A 14,812-nucleotide genomic window follows, 5' to 3' on the forward strand; every position below is an offset into this window, starting at 1 on the left:
CGTGGCACGGCAGGATTCCGGCATTCAGCTCAAGACGCCGGAGCAGATCGAGAAGATGCGGGCGGCCGGACTGGTCGTCCACGCCGCGCTGGAGGCGATGCGTGAAGCGGTCGCCCCCGGCGTCTCGACGGCCGACCTCGACGCCATCGCGGAGAAGGTGATCCGCGACCACGGGGCGATCCCGTCGTTCAAGGGCTACCACGGCTTCCCGGCCTCGATCTGCGCGTCGAACAACGAACAGGTCGTGCACGGCATCCCGAACCCGGAGCAGATCCTCGTCGAGGGCGATCTGATCTCGCTGGACTGCGGCGCCATCCTGAACGACTGGCACGGCGACTCGGCGATCACGGTGGGCGTCGGCGAGACCGACCCGGCGTTGCTGCGGATGGCCGAGGTCGCCGAGGACGCGATGTGGGCGGGGATCGCCGCCGCCGCCCGCGGCGTGGCGAACGGGCGCGGCCGGCTGACCGACATCTCGTTCAACATCGAGAAGGTCATCCGCAAGGCCGGCCGGTACGGCATCGTCGACGGCTACGGCGGGCACGGCATCGGCACCGAGATGCACCAGGAACCACACGTGCTCAACCACGGCAAGCCGGGCCGCGGCCCACGGCTGGTCCCCGGCATGGCGCTGGCCATCGAGCCGATGATCACGATGGGCTCGCCGCGGACCCTGGAGCTCTCCGACGGCTGGACCGTGGTGACCCGGGACGGCTCCCGGGCGGCGCACGTTGAGCACACCATGGCGCTGCTGGAGGACGGGGTGTGGGTGACCACCGCCCTGGACGGCGGCCGGGCCCGCCTCGGCGATCTGGTGACCGCGCGGCAGCCCTAGGGTGGCCCTAGGAGGACGAGCGTCCGCCTGGCATGCTGTGACCCATGGGACGCGAGGGGATGCGGGCCGGCGACAGTGATCGTCAGCGCGTAGCGGATCAGTTGAAGTCCGCGCTCGACGAGGGCCGGCTCGATCTGAACGAGTACGACGAGCGGGTCCAGCGGGCCTACGGCGCCCGGACCTACGCGGATCTGGACGGTCTCCTCGACGACCTGCCCGGCACGGTGCCGCCCCGGCAGTCCCAGATGCAGCCACACATCCCGGCGCAGCACCCGGCCGCCGTGCCGGTCGGCAAGGCCGAGCGCGGCCACAGCGGCCGGCACACCTTTCAGTCTGCCCTGACCGCCTTCCTGATCTGCACGTTGATCTGGGCGGTCACCTCGTTCACCTCGGGGCACGCTCAGTATTTCTGGCCCGCCTGGGTCCTGATCCCGGTGATCATCACGGGCGTCGGCGCCTTCACGGAGCGCGGCCGCCGAGGCCGCTGAGCGAGACGGCCGGTGCCGCCGACCGAGACCTGCCGAGGCCGCTGAGTGGGTCTGCCGGTGCCGCCGACCGTGGCTCGCCGAGGCCGCTGAGCGAGATGGCCGTCGCCGTGGCCGGTGGCCGGTGGCCGGTGACGGGCGCGGCCGCTAGGGCCGCTGAGCGGGCCTGTGGGAGCCGCGGAGCACGGGCGACAGAGACCGCTGATCCGGGCCTGCCGGGGCGGCTGAGACGCGCGTGACACGCCCGACCCCGGGTAACGGTGACCTCGGTTTGGCGTCCCCGAAACGTGCGCGTAGACTGGCTTGCTGGCGCGCAGCGTCCACTCCTTCATGTCCTCAGCGCTTCGAGGAACGGGGGAGCCGCGGCTGGTCCGAGCCCCCCAAGAGGCTCGGGTACGACGTTGCACAGCCTGCCCCAGAACCCGATGTCAGGTAGCGGAGGACATGCCTAAGAAAGACGGAGCCATCGAGATCGAAGGCCGAGTGATCGAGCCCCTGCCGAACGCCATGTTCCGCGTTGAGCTCGCCAATGGTCACAAGGTCCTGGCACACATCTCCGGGAAGATGCGCCAGCACTACATCCGCATCCTTCCCGAGGACAGGGTCGTCGTCGAACTGTCGCCGTACGACCTGACCCGCGGGCGAATCGTCTACCGCTACAAGTAACGGGTCGCGGGGTTTTATGTCCCGTCTGACTGAGAGTTAAGGCAAACCGTGAAGGTCAAGCCGAGCGTCAAGCGGATCTGCAACAACTGCCGGATCATCCGGCGGCACGGCCGGGTCATGGTCATCTGCTCCACCGACCCGCGCCACAAGCAGCGTCAGGGCTGAGTAGACCCGCGCAAGATCCGCACCACTGAATAAGCCCGTCCCAGTCGTCGCGAGGCGGCTGTACCCCCGGTCGGAGGCCGGGGCCCGCCCGGGCAGGCGGGAGGGGACGGGCACAGACCTCCGCGACAAAAACGAGGAGTACGCCCACTAATGGCACGTCTCGTCGGCGTCGATCTTCCCCGCGAAAAGCGGATGGAGATCGCGCTCACCTACATCTTCGGGATCGGGCGCACCCGGTCCGTCGAAGCACTGAACGCTACGGCGATCGACCTGAACAAGCGCGCCAAGGACCTCACTGAGGAGGAGCTGCTCAAGCTCCGCGAATACATTGAGGCCAACTTCAAGGTTGAGGGCGACCTGCGCCGCGAGGTCGCCGCGGACATCCGCCGCAAGGTTGAGATCGGCTGCTACGCCGGCATCCGCCACCGCAAGGGCCTGCCCGTGCGGGGTCAGCGGACCCGGACCAACGCTCGTACCCGTAAGGGCCCGAAGCGCACGGTCGCCGGTAAGAAGAAGCCCGGTCGGAAGTAATAGGAGCGCACTGACTTATGCCACCGAAGGCACGCGCAGGGGCCGCAGTCAAGAAGGTCCGGCGCAAGGAACGCAAGAACGTCGCCCACGGGCAGGCGCACATCAAGAGCACCTTCAACAACACCATCGTGTCGATCACCGACCCGACCGGTGCGGTCATCTCCTGGGCCTCGTCCGGCCAGGTGGGCTTCAAGGGCTCCCGCAAGTCGACTCCGTTCGCCGCGCAGCTGGCCGCCGAGGCCGCCGCTCGCCGGGCCATGGAGCACGGCATGCGCAAGGTCGACGTGTTCGTCAAGGGCCCCGGTTCCGGCCGGGAGACCGCCATCCGTTCGCTGCAGGCCGCTGGTCTCGAGGTCGGTCAGATCTCCGACGTGACCCCGCAGCCGCACAACGGTTGCCGTCCGCCGAAGCGTCGCCGGGTCTAAGGGAGATATCGAAGCAATGGCTCGTTACGTTGGTGCGGACTGCAAGCGCTGCCGCCGCGAGAAGATGAAGCTGTTCCTCAAGGGCAGCAAGTGCGACGGGCCGAAGTGCCCGTTCGAGTCGCGTCCCTTCCCGCCCGGCCAGCACGGCCGTGGCCGGACCAAGGAGACCGAGTACCTGCTCCAGCACCGCGAGAAGCAGAAGGCCCGCCGCGTCTACGGCGTGCTGGAGAAGCAGTTCCGCGGGTACTACGAGGAGGCTGTCACCAAGCCCGGCAAGACCGGTGAGGTGCTGCTGCAGATCCTCGAGTCGCGTCTGGACAACGTCGTCTACCGGGCCGGTTACGCCGCGTCCCGCGACGCCGCCCGCCAGCTGGTCAAGCACGGCCACTTCCTGGTGAACGGCGTCAAGGTCGACATCCCGTCGTACCGGGTGAAGGAGCACGACATCGTCACGCTCCGGGAGAAGTCGAAGGAGATGACCCCCTTCGTCGTCGCCCAGGCCCAGGCCGGTTCCCGGCCGGTGCCGGCGTGGCTGGAGCCCATCCCGAGCGAGATGAAGATCCTGATCCACACGCTCCCGGCCCGCGCTGTCATCGACACGCAGGTCCAGGAGCAGCTGATCGTGGAGCTTTACTCCAAGTAGCAATTTGCCCGGTGCTTCGTCATGAGGTGCCGGGCAAACCAGATGGCCATCAAATAGCGGTTGGCCTGACAGAAAGAAGAACAGCGTGCTCATCAGCCAGCGGCCGACCCTCTCGGAGGAGTCGCTCAGCGAGACCCGTTCCCGGTTCACCATCGAACCGCTGGAGCCGGGCTTCGGCTACACCCTCGGCAACTCGCTGCGGCGGACCCTGCTGTCGTCCATCCCGGGCGCGGCGGTCACCAGCATCAAGATCGACGGCGTGCTGCACGAGTTCACCACGATCCCCGGTGTCAAGGAGGACGTGGTCGAGCTGGTCATGAACGTCAAGGAACTGACCGTCAGCTCCGAGCACGACGAGCCGGTCAGCATGTACCTGCGCAAGCAGGGCCCTGGCGACGTGACCGCCGGAGACATCCAGCCGCCGGCCGGTGTCTCGGTGCACAACCCCGATCTGAAGCTGGCGACGCTGAACAGCAAGGGCCGGCTCGACATGGAGCTGACCGTGGAGCGTGGCCGTGGCTACGTCACCGCGGCGCAGAACAAGAGCGCGGGCGCGGAGATCGGCCGGATCCCGGTCGACTCGATCTACTCGCCGGTGCTCAAGGTGACCTACCGTGTCGAGGCGACCCGTGTCGAGCAGCGCACCGACTTCGACCGTCTGATCATCGACGTCGAGTCGAAGGCGTCCATCTCGCCGCGGACCGCGCTGGCCTCGGCCGGCTCGACCCTGGTCGAGCTGTTCGGCCTGTGCCGGGAGCTGGACGAGACCGCCGAGGGCATCGACATCGGCCCGTCGCCGCAGGACGCGCAGCTCGCTGCCGACCTGGCTCTCCCGATCGAGGAGCTGGACCTCACCGTCCGGTCGTACAACTGCCTCAAGCGCGAGGGCATCAACTCGGTGGGCGAATTGATAGGGCGTACCGAGGCCGACCTTCTGGACATCCGGAACTTCGGCCAGAAGTCCATCGACGAGGTCAAGATGAAGCTCGCCGGAATGGGCCTGGGCCTCAAGGACAGCGCGCCGTCCTTCGACCCGGCGCACGTCGTGGACTCGTTCGGCGACGTGGACTACGACACCGACGATTACCGCGAGACCGAGCAGCTCTAAGCTCTCGGCCCTGCGCATCTTTTCAAGGAGCATCTGAAATGCCCACGCCCACGAAGGGTGCCCGCCTCGGCGGCAGCCCGGCACACGAGAAGCTCATCATGGCGAACCTGGCCACCGAGCTCTTCCGGCACGGGAAGATCAAGACCACCGAGACCAAGGCGAAGCGGCTGCGCCCGCTGGCTGAGCAGCTCATCACGAAGGCCAAGCGGGGCGACCTGCACGCCCGTCGCCGGGTGCTGGCCACCGTGAAGGACAAGGACGTCGTGTACGCCCTGTTCGAGCAGATCGCTCCGCGGTACACCGGTCGCCCCGGTGGCTACACCCGGATCACCAAGACCGGCCCGCGCAAGGGCGACGCCGCTCCGATGGCGATCATCGAGCTGGTCGAGGAGGCTCCGGTCGCGGCCACCACCGCGCCGGCCGCCAAGTCCGCCGCTCGCAAGGCCACCGCGCAGCAGGACAAGGTCGAGGCTCTGGCCCCGGAGGAGACGGTTCCGGCCGTCGCCGACGACCAGGACGCCGAGCCTCCGGTCAACGCCTCCGGCGACAAGGGCGCCGAGGGCCCCGGTGACCAGGCCGAGGGCGACGACACCGCCAAGGCCTGACATCGCTTCGAAGTGAGGCCCGGCATCCGTTCAGGGTGCCGGGCCTTTCGGTTTCACCACCACACCATTTCGGTACGGCCTGAGCACAGTCCCGTGGCAGCGGCGACGCGAGGCGGGTCGTGTTCCAGGCCGAGGAGCGCGCTGCGGCATGACGGAAACCATCCGCCTACGACTGGACGTCTCGTACGACGGCCGGGACTTCTCCGGCTGGGCGGCGCAGCCTGGACGCCGTACCGTAGCCGGGGTTCTGGTCGAGGCCTTGCACCGCGTCCTCGGCGCCTCGGGCGCGGACTGGCCGCTGGGCCTGACGGTGGCCGGTCGGACCGACGCCGGGGTGCACGCCACCGGCCAGGTGTGCCACATCGAGTTGCCCGCCGAGCGCTACGCGGAGCTGGCCGGCTCGCTGCCGCGCCGGCTGAGCGCGCTGATGCCGCCGGATGCCCGGGTCAAGGGCGTGCTGCCGGTGCCGGACAGCTTCGACGCCCGGTTCTCGGCCACCTTCCGCCGCTACGAGTACCGGGTCTGTGACGACGGCTGGGGACCGGAGCCGCTGCGGCGTTACGACACCCTCGGCTGGCCGCGTCCGCTCGACCTGGACCGGCTCAACGCCGCCGCCGCCGGGCTGCTCGGCGAGCACGACTTCGCGGCGTTCTGCAAGCGCAAGGAGCACGCCACCACGATCCGCGCGATCAACCGGTTGGACTGGCGCCGGGACGCGGACCGTACGCTGGTCGCCACCGTGCAGGCCGACGCCTTCTGCCAGGCCATGGTCCGCAGCCTGGTCGGTGCGATGCTCGCCGTGGGCGAGGGCCGCCGCGAGCCGGACTGGCCGGCCAAGCTGCTCACCCTGCGGGAACGCTCCAGCGAGGTGACTGTCGCTCCGGCGCACGGCCTGACGCTGGTCGCTGTCGGCTACCCGGCCGAGGCCGAATACGCGGCCCGCGCCGACGCCACCCGCCGCCTGCGCGCCTGACGTCCACACGGTCCCGTCCGGCGGTGACGCCGCCCGCTCCCACCACCCGGCTGGTCGTGGGGGTTCTGTGCGGGGCGGGGATGCCACCGTGAGTGCCAGCCCGGGGGTCTCGGCTGGTTGTGGGGGTTCTGTGCGGGGCGGGGATGCCACCGTGAGTGCCAGCCCGGGAAGGGTGGGAGCGCTGCTCAGCCGTGGCGCGCGAGGACCTCGTCACTGAGATACGAGTCGAGCAGGTGAGCCGTGATCTGCGCCAGCCGCGGGTCCTCGCCGAGCGCGGGTGCGCCGCCCGCCTCGGTGATCGCGCAGTAGATCAGGTAGTGACCGCGGGCCCGCCAGCCGATCGGGGTGCCCGCGGCGGTCGGGCTGCCGGACATCGAGGTGAAACCGCCGTCGCCGGTCTCCACCAGGGCGCGGACCCGGTCGGCGACGGCCGCGGCGCTCTGCGCGTCGGCCAGGTCCAGGATGCCGGCGGTGACCTGGTAGGCCCCGTCCGGGACGGTGAGGCTGGCACGGACGGCCTGGCTGCAGCCGTACCCGGAAAGCGCGGACCGCAAGTCGCCGGTGACCGCGAGCGTGCAGTCGGTCTCGGCCACCGCCCGGTCCACCTGATAGCCGGCGGCGCCGGCCGGAAAGGCCTCCGGGACGGTCAGCGGCACCCGGCCGGTGGGGGCGGCCGGGTCCTGGTGGTCGTCGGCCACGATCAGGAAGCCGAGGGTGAGGAAGATGCCCAGCACGATCATGGCGGCCAGGCCGCGGGTGAGTAGTTGGATGGCCGGATACGGCTCACGCCAGGCGTGCCGTCGCGGCGGGGCCTGAGTTCGGGGGTGCTGGCGGTGCTGGCCGGCGCTGGGCCGGGGGAGGCTCCGGACCAGGAACATCAGGTCGAGTGCCGGGGTGGCGCGGTGGGCGGAGCGGTTCGGGGTGGCGTACCGCATGGGTGTCAACGTAGGAGGGCACGTCGATCTATGAACGCACAGCGTGTCCGGCACCCGGTCGCCCGGGCGGCGTTGTTACGCGGGAGACTGAGCGGGTGACCGCCGAGCATTACTTCAGCACCGACCCGGACGCCCCGATGCGCCGGGGTGAGATCGAGTTCAGCGTGGCCGGCCGGGACTACCGGCTCGCCGTCGCCTCCGGGGTGTTCTCCGCCGGCCGGCTCGACCCGGGCACCGCGGTGCTGCTGCGCAAGGCCGGCCTGCCGACCGGTGACACCGGGGGTGCGCTGCTCGACCTCGGCTGCGGTTACGGCCCGATCACCTGCGTGCTGGCCACCGAGGCGCCAGGGGCGACCGTCCACGCGATCGACGTGAACTCCCGCGCTCGCGAGCTGACCGCCGAGAACGCCGCGAGTCTCGGGCTGGCCGACCGGGTCCGGGTGAGTTCGCCGGAGGACGTCCCGGCCGATGTCACCTTCACCCAGATCTGGAGCAACCCGCCCACCCACGTCGGCAAGGCCGAGCTGCACGCGCTGATGGAGCGCTGGCTGCCCCGGCTCGCCCCGGCTGGCGTGGCCTGGCTGGTGATCAACCGGAACCTGGGCGGTGACTCCCTGCACACCTGGCTCGTCGCGAAGGGTTGGCAGGTCGAGCGGATCGCCAGCCAGCGAGGTTTTCGGGTGCTCAAGGTGACCGGAAAACCGGCTGCCATCTGAGACCTCGACCCGGCAGGATGCCGGACATGGGTTACGTGGATGTCGCCGGCGTCGGTTTCGTGCTGCCCGACGGGCGGGAGCTCTTCACCGACGTGTCGTTCCGGGTCGGCGAGGGCGCCAAGGTCGCCCTGGTCGGGCCGAACGGGGCGGGCAAGACCACCCTGCTGCGGACGGTGGCCGGGGACATCCCGGCGCAGAGCGGGACTGTCGCGCGCTCCGGCGGGCTCGGTGTGATGCGCCAGTTCATCGGCATGATCGGCGACGACCGGACGCTGGAGGACCTGGCCCTGTCGCTGGTCGCGCCGCCGCTGCGCGAGGCCGGGCTGGCATTGCGGCTCGCGACGGAGCGGCTGGACGACACCGAGAAGAGCCAGATCGCGTACGCGAACGCGCTGGCCACCTGGGGCGAGGTCGGCGGATACGACGCCGAGGTGCTCTTCGACACGGTCGCCGTCGCGATCTTGGGCAAGCCGTGGGACGAGGCTCGCAGCCGGATCGTCCGGACCCTCTCCGGCGGCGAGCAGAAACGCTTCGCCCTCGACCTGCTGCTGCGCGGCGGCGACGAGGTGCTGCTGCTCGACGAGCCGGACAACTTCCTCGACGTGCCCGCCAAACGCTGGCTGGAGCAGCGGATCCGCGAGTCGAACAAGTCGGTGCTCTACATCTCGCACGACCGGGAGCTGCTGGCGCAGACCGCTGACCGGGTGGTCGCCGTCGAGGGCGGTGGCGCGTGGACGCATCCGGGCGGGTTCGCCTCCTGGCACGAGGCCCGGTCGAACCGGCACGAGCGGATGGAGGAGCTGCGCCGCCGCTGGGACGAGGAGCACGAGAAACTCCGCGAGCTGGTCTTCACGCTGAAGAACAAGGCGGCCTTCAACGACGGGCTGGCCTCGCGCTACCAGGCCGCGCAGACCCGGCTGCGCAAGTTCGAGGAGGCCGGCCCGCCGCCGCTGCCGCCCAAGGACCAGTCGGTGCGGATGAACCTGCGCGGCGGCCGTACCGGCAAGCGCTCGGTGATCTGCGAGAACCTGGAGCTGGAGGACCTGACGTTCCCGTTCGACCTGGAGATCTGGTACGGCGACCGGGTCGCCGTCCTGGGCGCCAACGGCACCGGCAAGTCGCACTTCCTGCGCCTGCTCGCGGCCGGCGGCAGCGAACCCGACCTGGAGCACCAGCCGGTCGACGGGGCACCGCTCACGCCGGTGCGGCACCACGGTGTCGCACGTCTCGGCGCGCGGGTGCGGCCCGGCCACTTCTCGCAGACCCACGACCGCCCCGAGCTGGTGGACAAGACGCTCGTCGAGATCCTCTGGCGGGGTGACGAGCACCGCTCCGGGATGGACCGCGCCGGCTCGATGAAACACCTGAGCCGGTACGAGCTCTCGGCGCAGGGCGACCAGCGGTTCGGCACCCTCTCCGGCGGTCAGCAGGCGCGGTTCCTGGTGCTGCTGCTGGAGCTGTCCGGGGCGACGCTGCTGCTGCTCGACGAGCCGACCGACAACCTCGACCTGGCCTCGGCGGAGGCGCTGGAGGAGGGATTGAAGGGCTTCGAGGGCACCGTGATAGCCGTCACCCACGACCGCTGGTTCACCAGGTCCTTCGATCGTTTCGTGCTGTTCAGGAGCGACAACGAGGTGGTCGAGGTCCCCGAACCGGTCTGGGACGTTCGCTAGCTTTTTTGGTGACGGACCGGTTAGGGTCCGGTTACTACAACCCACGGGAGTCCGGGCACCGGGCTGAGAGGGGGGCTGATGCGGCCCCCGACCGTCGAACCTGATCCGGGTCATGCCGGCGCAGGGAGGAGCGCGTCATGGACGCATTGTCGTTCCCCAGACTGCACGTCATCACCGACGACCTCGACGTCGTGCGCGGGGTGGCGCAACCCGGCGTGGCGGTGCAGATCAGAATCAAGAGCAACGACCGTTTCGCGTACGCGGTAACCGTCGAAGCCGTCCAGATCTGCCGGGCAGCCGGAGCGATGTGCCTGGTCAACGACCGGATCGGGGTCGCTCTCGCGGCCGGTGCCGACGGCGTGCACGTGGGCGCCGACGACCTGCCCGTCCACGCCGCCCGCCGGGTCCTCGGGCCGGACGCCGTCGTCGGGGCCACCTGCCGCACCCCGGAGGCGGCTCGCGCCGCGGTCGCCGAGGGCGCCTCCTACCTGGGAGTCGGCCCGGCCTTCGCGACGTCCACGAAGGACGGACTCCCGCCACCGCTCGGACCGGACCGGGTGGCGGAGGTCGCCGCCGCGGTGCCCGGCACCCCGGTGCTGGCGATCGGCGGCATCACCCTGGAACGGGCGCCGCTGCTGAAGACCCACGGGATCGCCGCCGTCGCCGCGTTCACCGCCGACCCGCGGGGCTCGGCCGCCGCGTTCCTCGAGGTCCTGGCATGAGAGCCGCGGTCGTCGGCGGCGGGATCATCGGGCTGAGCATCGCGGCCGAGCTGCTGCGGCGCGGTGCGGACGTCACCGTCTACGACCCGGCGCCGGAGGGCACCGAGGGCGCCTGGCACGTCGCGGCCGGGATGCTGGCACCGGCCGGCGAGTCGGTCTTCGAGTTCCCCCAGCTGGAACGGCTGCTGGCGGCGTCGAACGAGCTGTGGCCGGCGTTCGCCGCGTCGCTCGGTGACGTCGGCTACGACGACGCCGGGACGCTCGGGGTGGCGCTGACCGCTGATGACGTGACCGAGATGGCGCGCGAGTGGAAGCACCAGGGGTTGTCGCCGCTCACCGGCTCGCAGCTCCGGGAGCTCGCCCCCTCGCTCTCGCCCCGAGTGCGGGCCGGTGTCTTCGCGCCGACCGAGCGGCAGGTGGATCCGCGCCGGGTGGTGCGGGCGCTGCGCGGGATGCTCGGCGGGCGTACCGTAAATCGGTTTGTCTCCGACGTGTCCGAAGTGGAAGCCGACGTCGTGGTGGTCGCGGCCGGCTGCGGCACGGCAGGGCTCACCGGGCTGCCGATCCGGCCGGTGAAAGGCCAGGTGCTGCGCCTGCGAGGCGAGCCGGGACTGCTCCGGCACGTGATCGACGGGGCCGCCGACGGCCGGCACGTCTACCTGGTCCCGCGCGCCGACGGTGAGGTCGTGGTCGGCGCCACCCAGGAGGAACGCACCGACAGCACGCCCACCGCCGGCGGCGTCCACGATCTGTTGCGCGCCGCCCTGGACCTGGTACCCGGCCTGGCCGAGCACGAGCTCGCCGAGGTCACCGTCGGGCACCGCCCCGGCACCCCGGACAACGCGCCGGTCCTCGGCACTCTCCGCGACAACGTGGTCGTCGCCGCCGGGCACCACCGCAACGGCATCCTGCTCGCACCGATCACCGCGAGGCTGATCGCCGACCTGGTGCTCACCGGCAAGACCGATCCGATCATCGACGACTTCACCCCCGGGAGGTTCGGATGCGCCTGACCGTCAACGGCCGGCACCAGACCCGGCCCGAGTCCTGCTCGGTCGCCGTACTGGTAGCGGAGATCACCGACGCGCACCGCGGTGTCGCGGTCGCCGTCAACGGCTCGGTAGTCCCACGATCCACCTGGGCACAGGTCGACCTCGCCGACGGCGACGCGGTCGAGGTGCTCACCGCGGCGCAGGGCGGCTGACCATGGACCTGTTGCCGGAGAACGGACTCATCCTCGGCACCGGCGGCGCGAACAGCCTCGCCGCGCTGGAGGAGGCGATCGTCGCGTCGGAGACCGACCTGGTCACTGTGGCGCTCCGCCGGGTCGAGGCGGCCGGTCCCGGGCTGCTGCCGATGCTGGAGCGGCTCAAGGTGCGGATCCTGCCGAACACGGCCGGCTGCTACACCGCCGGCGACGCGATCAAGACGGCCAAGATGGCCCGGGAGGCGTTCGAGACCGACCTGATCAAGCTGGAGGTGATCGGCGACGAGCGGACCCTGCTGCCGGACGGCGTCGAGCTGCTGAAGGCGGCGGAGGCGCTGGTCGTCGACGGCTTCACGGTCCTGCCGTACACCACCGACGACCCGATCCTGGCCCGCCGGCTGGCCGACGCGGGCTGCGCCGCGGTGATGCCGGCCGGCTCGCCCATCGGTTCCGGGCTGGGCATCTCCAACCCGCACCACATCGAACTGATCCGGCAGAGCGTCGACGTGCCGGTGGTCCTCGACGCCGGGATCGGCACCGCCTCGGACGCCGCGCTCGCCATGGAACTGGGCTGCGACGCGGTGCTGGTGGCCAGCGCGATCACCCGGGCCGACGACCCCACCACGATGGCGGTGGCGATGCGGCACGCGGTGGCGGCCGGGCGGCTGGCCCGGCAGGCCGGACGGATCCCACGCCGCTTCCACGCGGTGGCGTCCACACCGGACGACGGGATCCCGGTGTGGTGACGCCGGGCGGGCTCGTCGTGCTCACCGACCGGCGGTCCACCGCCGGGCCGCTGGTGGAGACGATCGCCGCGGCGGTACGCGGTGGTGCCGCCTGGGTAGTGCTCCGCGAACGTGATCTGCCGCCCGAGCAGCGCGCCGAGCTGGCGGCCCAACTGCGCGCTGTGGTGCCCGCCGGGCGACTGATCGTGGCCGGCCCCGACCCGCTCGGCGGCGCGGCGGTGCACCTGGCCGCGGCCGACCCGGTCCCGGCCGGCGTGCCCCTGGTCGGCCGCTCCTGGCACGGCATCGAGCCGCTGTCCGAGGTGGACTATGTGACGCTCTCGCCGATCTACCCGACGGCGACCAAGCCGGGATACGGTCCCGCGCTCGGGGCCGAGCACGCGGCGGCGCTGGCCGGCGCCGTGCCGTGGCTCGCGCTCGGCGGGGTGGACTCGGCGGCCCGGGCCGCCGAGTGCGCGGCCGCCGGTGCGGCGGGGATCGCGGTGCTGGGGGCGATCATGCGGGCGGCGAACCCGGAGCGGGTCGCCCGGACGCTGGCCGGTGCCTTCGCGGCGGCGTGTCACGCAGCCGCGGGTCGCAGCCAAGCGGGGTCGGCTGGTGGTCGTGGTGGTGTCGTGGGGCCGGATGCGACGCTCAGTGCCAGCCGGGTTTCGTTGGCTGGTGGTCGTGGTGGTGTCGTGGGGCCGGATGCGACTCTCAGTGCCAGCCGGGTTTCGTTGGCTGGTGGTCGTGGTGGTGTCGTGGGGCCGGATGCGACTCTCAGTGCCAGCCGGGTTTCGTTGGCTGGTGGTCGTGGTGGTGTCGTGGGGCCGGATGCGACGCTCAGTGCCAGCCGGGTTTCGTTGGCTGGTGGTCGTGGTGGTGTCGTGGGGCCGGATGCGACTCTCAGTGCCAGCCGGGTTTCGTTGGCTGGTGGTCGTGGTGGTGTCGTGGGGCCGGATGCGACGCTCAGTGCCAGCCGGGTTTCGTTGGCTGGTGGTCGTGGTGGTGTCGTGGGGCCGGATGCGACTCTCAGTGCCAGCCGGGTTTCGTCGGCTGGTGGTCGTGGTGGTGTCGAGGGGCCGGATGCGACTCTCAGTGCCAGCCGGGTGACGTCGGCTGGTGGTCGTGGTGGTGTCGAGGGGCCGGATGCGACTCTCAGTGCCAGCCGGGTGACGTCGGCTGGTGCTCATGGTGGTGTCGTGGGCCGGGATACCACCGTCAGCGCTAGCCGTGAGGTGGCGCCTTCCGTGTGCGCTGGTCAAGCAGCTCCCGGAACAGCCATTAGCGCCCGCCTCGCACGTTCGGCTGGTGCTCGTGGTGGTGTCGGGGGTGTTGATGCGACTGTGAGTGCCAGCTCGGTGAGGTGGGCTGGTGCTGATGGTGGTGTCGGGGGTGTTGATACGACTGTGAGTGCCAGCTCGGTCAGATTGGCTGGTGCTCATGGTGGTGTCGAGGGCGCTGATACGACTGTCAGTGCCAGCCCGGACCGACAAGCCGCAACCCGGACGCAGCCCCCGCCCTCCCTGGGGGGCGACCCCAAGCACCATCCTGACCCCCACCCCCAAGATCCCGCCGGCCCCCTGTGGACAACCCCGCACTGTGGACAACGGCACCACGAGGCCCCCGCATGACGCCGCCCGTAGTGCTCACCATCGCCGGCTCCGACTCCGGCGGCGGCGCCGGCGTCCAGGCCGATCTCAAAACCTTCGCCGCGCTCGGCGCCTACGGCACCTCGGTGCTCACCGCGATCACCGCGCAGAACACGCGAGGGGTGACAGCCATCCACCCGGTCCCGGCCGACATCGTCGCGGCGCAGCTGGACGCCGTGCTCAGCGACTTCCCGGTGGCCGCCGTCAAGGTCGGGATGATCGCCGACCCGGCAGTCGCCAAGGTGATCGCCGATCGCGCCGCCCGGCTGCCCCACCTCGTCGTCGACCCGGTACTGGTCGCCACGTCCGGCAGCCGGCTCGGGGAGGCTTCCACGGTTTCGGTGCTCCTGCCGTACGCCGAAGTGGTGACGCCGAACCGGGCGGAGGCCGGCGCCCTGAGCGGACATCGGGTGGAGACCACCTCGGAGATGGCCGCCGCGGCGGCCGTGCTGGCCGGACTCGGGCCGCGGGCCGTGGTGGTGACCGGCAGCGAACTGGCCGTCGACGTGCTCTGGGCCGACGGTGTGGTCACCGAGCTGCCCGGCGAGCCGGTGCCGACGGCGAACAACCACGGGTCGGGGTGCACCTTCTCCTCGGCGATCGCGGTACGGCTGGCGGCCGGTGATCCGGTCCCGGAGGCGGTCGCGGCGGCGAAGAGGTACGTGACCGGGGCGCTGCGCGGTGGCGCCTCCTGGCGGCTGGGCGCCGGGCCCGGACCGCTTGATCACTTCTGGGCTTAGTCCCAC

At 70.9% G+C, this 14,812-nt stretch carries 18 protein-coding genes, 1 pseudogene and 1 riboswitch; of the genes and pseudogenes, 18 read left to right on the forward strand and 1 reads right to left on the reverse strand.

Annotation, left to right across the window (positions count from 1 at the left end; genetic code table 11):
• Position 1: 1 nt before the first annotated feature.
• The 10 genes from map (at position 2) to truA (ending at position 6,436) form a co-directional block, all read left to right on the forward strand.
• Complete coding sequence (map, locus tag Actob_RS03205) at positions 2-835, forward strand: type I methionyl aminopeptidase (RefSeq protein ID WP_284918507.1); 834 nt, start codon at positions 2-4, stop codon at positions 833-835.
• Between the two features lie 44 nt (positions 836-879).
• Positions 880-1,323, forward strand: coding sequence for a DUF1707 SHOCT-like domain-containing protein (locus Actob_RS03210; protein WP_284918508.1), 444 nt, complete (start codon positions 880-882; stop codon positions 1,321-1,323).
• 441 nt (positions 1,324-1,764) lie between these two features.
• On the forward strand, positions 1,765-1,986 hold the full coding sequence (infA, locus tag Actob_RS03215; RefSeq protein ID WP_007073013.1) for a translation initiation factor IF-1: 222 nt from the start codon (positions 1,765-1,767) through the stop codon (positions 1,984-1,986).
• A 48-nt stretch (positions 1,987-2,034) separates the two neighbouring features.
• On the forward strand, positions 2,035-2,151 hold the full coding sequence (gene rpmJ, locus Actob_RS03220) for a 50S ribosomal protein L36 (protein WP_014687778.1): 117 nt from the start codon (positions 2,035-2,037) through the stop codon (positions 2,149-2,151).
• A 150-nt stretch (positions 2,152-2,301) separates the two neighbouring features.
• Entirely contained in the window at positions 2,302-2,682 is a 381-nt protein-coding gene (gene rpsM, locus Actob_RS03225; RefSeq protein ID WP_185039472.1) for a 30S ribosomal protein S13, read from the forward strand.
• Positions 2,683-2,699: 17 nt separating this feature from the next.
• The gene (gene rpsK, locus Actob_RS03230; RefSeq protein ID WP_014440747.1) at positions 2,700-3,107 is read left to right on the forward strand and encodes a 30S ribosomal protein S11; all 408 of its coding nucleotides are present in this window, start codon (positions 2,700-2,702) and stop codon (positions 3,105-3,107) included.
• A 16-nt stretch (positions 3,108-3,123) separates the two neighbouring features.
• The gene (gene rpsD, locus Actob_RS03235) at positions 3,124-3,750 is read left to right on the forward strand and encodes a 30S ribosomal protein S4 (RefSeq protein ID WP_014687780.1); all 627 of its coding nucleotides are present in this window, start codon (positions 3,124-3,126) and stop codon (positions 3,748-3,750) included.
• A gap of 85 nt (positions 3,751-3,835) precedes the next feature.
• Positions 3,836-4,858: a DNA-directed RNA polymerase subunit alpha gene (locus Actob_RS03240; RefSeq protein ID WP_014440749.1), complete on the forward strand. Its 1,023-nt coding sequence runs from the start codon at positions 3,836-3,838 to the stop codon at positions 4,856-4,858.
• Between the two features lie 38 nt (positions 4,859-4,896).
• A complete protein-coding gene (gene rplQ, locus Actob_RS03245; RefSeq protein WP_284918511.1) occupies positions 4,897-5,463 on the forward strand; it encodes a 50S ribosomal protein L17 in 567 nt (188 codons plus the stop codon).
• A 148-nt stretch (positions 5,464-5,611) separates the two neighbouring features.
• Positions 5,612-6,436, forward strand: a complete 825-nt coding sequence (truA, locus tag Actob_RS03250; RefSeq protein ID WP_284918513.1) for a tRNA pseudouridine(38-40) synthase TruA — start codon at positions 5,612-5,614, stop codon at positions 6,434-6,436.
• Between the two features lie 185 nt (positions 6,437-6,621).
• Here the strand turns inward: truA and Actob_RS03255 are convergent, their stop codons facing one another.
• The gene (locus Actob_RS03255) at positions 6,622-7,371 is read right to left on the reverse strand and encodes a hypothetical protein (protein WP_284918514.1); all 750 of its coding nucleotides are present in this window, start codon (positions 7,369-7,371) and stop codon (positions 6,622-6,624) included.
• Positions 7,372-7,466: 95 nt separating this feature from the next.
• Between Actob_RS03255 and Actob_RS03260 the strand changes: the two genes are divergently transcribed.
• From Actob_RS03260 to thiD, 8 genes and pseudogenes are all read left to right on the forward strand, one after another.
• A complete protein-coding gene (locus tag Actob_RS03260; RefSeq protein WP_284918515.1) occupies positions 7,467-8,087 on the forward strand; it encodes a class I SAM-dependent methyltransferase in 621 nt (206 codons plus the stop codon).
• 26 nt (positions 8,088-8,113) lie between these two features.
• Positions 8,114-9,760, forward strand: coding sequence for an ABC-F family ATP-binding cassette domain-containing protein (locus tag Actob_RS03265; RefSeq protein WP_284918516.1), 1,647 nt, complete (start codon positions 8,114-8,116; stop codon positions 9,758-9,760).
• A gap of 33 nt (positions 9,761-9,793) precedes the next feature.
• Positions 9,794-9,904, forward strand: a riboswitch (TPP riboswitch).
• On the forward strand, positions 9,898-10,482 hold the full coding sequence (locus Actob_RS03270) for a thiamine phosphate synthase (protein WP_284918517.1): 585 nt from the start codon (positions 9,898-9,900) through the stop codon (positions 10,480-10,482). It overlaps the preceding riboswitch by 7 nt.
• Positions 10,479-11,495, forward strand: a complete 1,017-nt coding sequence (gene thiO / locus Actob_RS03275; protein ID WP_284918518.1) for a glycine oxidase ThiO — start codon at positions 10,479-10,481, stop codon at positions 11,493-11,495. The genes Actob_RS03270 and thiO overlap by 4 nt, the downstream gene beginning before the upstream one ends.
• Positions 11,486-11,686, forward strand: a complete 201-nt coding sequence (gene thiS, locus Actob_RS03280; RefSeq protein WP_284918519.1) for a sulfur carrier protein ThiS — start codon at positions 11,486-11,488, stop codon at positions 11,684-11,686. Before thiO ends, thiS begins: the two co-directional genes overlap by 10 nt.
• 2 nt (positions 11,687-11,688) lie before the next feature.
• The gene (locus tag Actob_RS03285) at positions 11,689-12,435 is read left to right on the forward strand and encodes a thiazole synthase (protein WP_284918520.1); all 747 of its coding nucleotides are present in this window, start codon (positions 11,689-11,691) and stop codon (positions 12,433-12,435) included.
• A pseudogene (locus tag Actob_RS03290) lies at positions 12,429-13,007 on the forward strand (thiamine phosphate synthase); the annotation flags it as partial. The gene Actob_RS03285 and the pseudogene Actob_RS03290, both read left to right, overlap by 7 nt.
• A gap of 1,037 nt (positions 13,008-14,044) precedes the next feature.
• A complete protein-coding gene (gene thiD, locus Actob_RS03295) occupies positions 14,045-14,806 on the forward strand; it encodes a bifunctional hydroxymethylpyrimidine kinase/phosphomethylpyrimidine kinase (protein ID WP_284918521.1) in 762 nt (253 codons plus the stop codon).
• Positions 14,807-14,812 lie beyond the last annotated feature (6 nt).

The organism is Actinoplanes oblitus (assembly GCF_030252345.1).
Classification (GTDB): domain Bacteria; phylum Actinomycetota; class Actinomycetes; order Mycobacteriales; family Micromonosporaceae; genus Actinoplanes; species Actinoplanes oblitus.

Coding starts and splice junctions, on each gene's coding strand:
- rpsD (WP_014687780.1), top strand. CDS start 3,124: ATGGCTCGTTACGTTGGTGCGGACTGCAAGCGCTGCCGCCGCGAGAAG.
- rpsM (WP_185039472.1), top strand. CDS start 2,302: ATGGCACGTCTCGTCGGCGTCGATCTTCCCCGCGAAAAGCGGATGGAG.
- Actob_RS03285 (WP_284918520.1), top strand. CDS start 11,689: ATGGACCTGTTGCCGGAGAACGGACTCATCCTCGGCACCGGCGGCGCG.
- Actob_RS03265 (WP_284918516.1), top strand. CDS start 8,114: ATGGGTTACGTGGATGTCGCCGGCGTCGGTTTCGTGCTGCCCGACGGG.
- infA (WP_007073013.1), top strand. CDS start 1,765: ATGCCTAAGAAAGACGGAGCCATCGAGATCGAAGGCCGAGTGATCGAG.
- Actob_RS03255 (WP_284918514.1), bottom strand. CDS start 7,371: ATGCGGTACGCCACCCCGAACCGCTCCGCCCACCGCGCCACCCCGGCA.
- rpsK (WP_014440747.1), top strand. CDS start 2,700: ATGCCACCGAAGGCACGCGCAGGGGCCGCAGTCAAGAAGGTCCGGCGC.
- truA (WP_284918513.1), top strand. CDS start 5,612: ATGACGGAAACCATCCGCCTACGACTGGACGTCTCGTACGACGGCCGG.
- rplQ (WP_284918511.1), top strand. CDS start 4,897: ATGCCCACGCCCACGAAGGGTGCCCGCCTCGGCGGCAGCCCGGCACAC.
- Actob_RS03210 (WP_284918508.1), top strand. CDS start 880: ATGGGACGCGAGGGGATGCGGGCCGGCGACAGTGATCGTCAGCGCGTA.
- thiS (WP_284918519.1), top strand. CDS start 11,486: ATGCGCCTGACCGTCAACGGCCGGCACCAGACCCGGCCCGAGTCCTGC.
- thiD (WP_284918521.1), top strand. CDS start 14,045: ATGACGCCGCCCGTAGTGCTCACCATCGCCGGCTCCGACTCCGGCGGC.
- thiO (WP_284918518.1), top strand. CDS start 10,479: ATGAGAGCCGCGGTCGTCGGCGGCGGGATCATCGGGCTGAGCATCGCG.
- Actob_RS03270 (WP_284918517.1), top strand. CDS start 9,898: ATGGACGCATTGTCGTTCCCCAGACTGCACGTCATCACCGACGACCTC.